The following is a 2,013-nucleotide window of genomic DNA, read 5'->3' as shown; positions in this document are numbered from 1 at the left end:
GCCGTGCAGGCGTGGACGCCGAACGCGACCGACTCGCAGCGGTGGGCGTTCTGGGACCGGGGCAACGGCAACTGGCTGATCGAGACGCGGCTGACCTACGGCGGCAGCGACCCCGGCGCCCGGCTCGTCCTCGGCCAGGACCCCGCCACGCACCGCACCGCTCTCCAGCCCGTGGCCGCCAACCGCACCGAGCAGCAGTGGCGGTTCGCCGACGCCGGTGACGGCCGGACGACGATCGCCAACGGCAATGGCGGCGGCTGTCTAACGCTCGCCGCCAAGGGCCAGCCGCTGACCGTCGCCCCCTGTGACGGTTCCGACCGGCAGAAGTGGCGGCTCAACGGTGTGGTGGCCGGCGGCGACGGCAACGCCGACGGTGCCCCCGTGTACTCGGCCTTCCCCGGCAAGTGCGCGGACGTCACCGGCGGCAACACCGCCGACCGCACCCCGATCGACCTCTACGACTGCAACGGGACGCCCGCCCAGCGCTGGGCGGCGTCCGCGAGCACCGGTGTGTTCGCCCTGAAGGCGTTCGGCAAGTGTCTGGACGTCGCCGGGGGCCTCACCGCCCACGGCACCCGGGTCGGCCTCTACGCCTGCAACGACTCGCCCGCGCAGCGCTGGCAGAAGGGTTCGGACTCCTCGCTGGTCAACCCGAACTCCGGCATGTGCCTGGACGTGACCGGTGGCGTCGACGTCAACGGGACCGTCCTGCAGATCTGGGACTGCAACGCCACCGACTCCCAGCGCTGGGGCCTGGGCACCGTCCCGCCGCGTGCGCCGGTGACCCCGACCCCGACCCCGCCGCCGGGCACCGGAGCGGTGGTCAACCCGGGGATCGGCACCTCGCAGGTGTCCACCCTCGTCTCCGCCAACAACGGCATGGTGGCCGACCTGGACCGGTCGGGCACCGCCTCCGGCACGTCGATCAAGGCGCTGGCGCCGAACGGCAACGACGCGCAGCGCTGGGCGTTCTGGACCACCGCCAACGGCCGGTGGATCATCGAGACGCTGCTCACGGACGGGAAGACGGCGGCCGGTCAGGGCATGGTCATGGACCACGACCCGGGCCCGCACCGCACCCATCTGATCCGCACCATGGACGGGAACGCCAATCAGCACTGGGCGTTCCGGGCCGCGGGCGGCGGCTGGTTCTGGGTGACGAGTGACACCGACAACAACTGCCTGACGGCCAACAACGCCGGTGAGGCGCTGGCCGTCTCCGCCTGCGACGGCGGCGACCGGCAGAAGTGGCGGCTGGACAACGTCACGGACGGACCGGCGGCCCCGCAGCAGCCCCAGCCGGGCAACGGCGGGTCCGGTGGCTCGGGTGGCTCCGGCGGCTCGGGTGGCGGCGGCCCGGTCGTCCGGCCGGCCGTGGGCAACAGCCAGGTCGCGACCCTGCGGTCGAACAACAACGGCCTGGTCGCCGATCTCGACACCGGCAGCACCGCCTCCGGCACCTCGATCNCCGGCAGAAGTGGCGGCTCGGGGACGTGACCGACGGCCCGGCGGCGCAGCCCGGCCAGCCCGGTCAGCCTCAGCCGAACCGGCCGGACCCGGCCACCAGCCCGGCGGTCACCCCCGGTGGCGTCCGCAACAACCAGGTGGCGGTGCTGCGTTCCGCGAACAACGGGATGGTGGCGGACCTGGACCGGTCGAACACCGGCTCCGGCACGTCGATCAAGGCACTCGCTCCGAACGGCGGCGACGCGCAGAAGTGGGCGTTCTGGGATGCCGGCAACGGCCGGTGGATCCTGGAGACACTGCTCACGGACGGGAGGACGGCGGCCGGTCAGGGCATGGTGATGGACCACGACCCGGGCCCGCACCGGACGCATCTGATCCGCACGATGGACGGGAACGTCAATCAGCACTGGGCGTTCCGGGACGCGGGCGGTGGTTGGTTCTGGATCACCAGTGACACCGACAACGGCTGTCTGACCGCCAACAATCCGGGCGAGGCGCTCGCCGTCTCCGCCTGCGACGGCAGCGACCGGCAGAAGTGGCGGCTCG

Annotated in this window: 2 protein-coding genes; both read left to right on the top strand. The window is 72.7% G+C overall.

Going from position 1 to position 2,013, the window contains the following annotated elements:
• Window positions 1-1,497: RICIN domain-containing protein (locus tag VR45_RS43395; protein WP_199926023.1), on the top strand; the 1,497-nt coding region annotated here is incomplete at its 5' end.
• Window positions 1,494-2,013, top strand: a 520-nt coding sequence (locus VR45_RS29345) for a ricin-type beta-trefoil lectin domain protein (protein WP_045942888.1), incomplete at its 3' end; no start/stop codon positions are given. The genes VR45_RS43395 and VR45_RS29345, both read left to right, overlap by 4 nt.

This window comes from Streptomyces sp. NRRL S-495, assembly GCF_000966955.1.
GTDB lineage: Bacteria > Actinomycetota > Actinomycetes > Streptomycetales > Streptomycetaceae > Kitasatospora > Kitasatospora purpeofusca.
The sequence above is the reverse complement of the archived record's forward strand: the minus strand, read 5'-3'. Positions and strand labels throughout refer to the sequence as shown.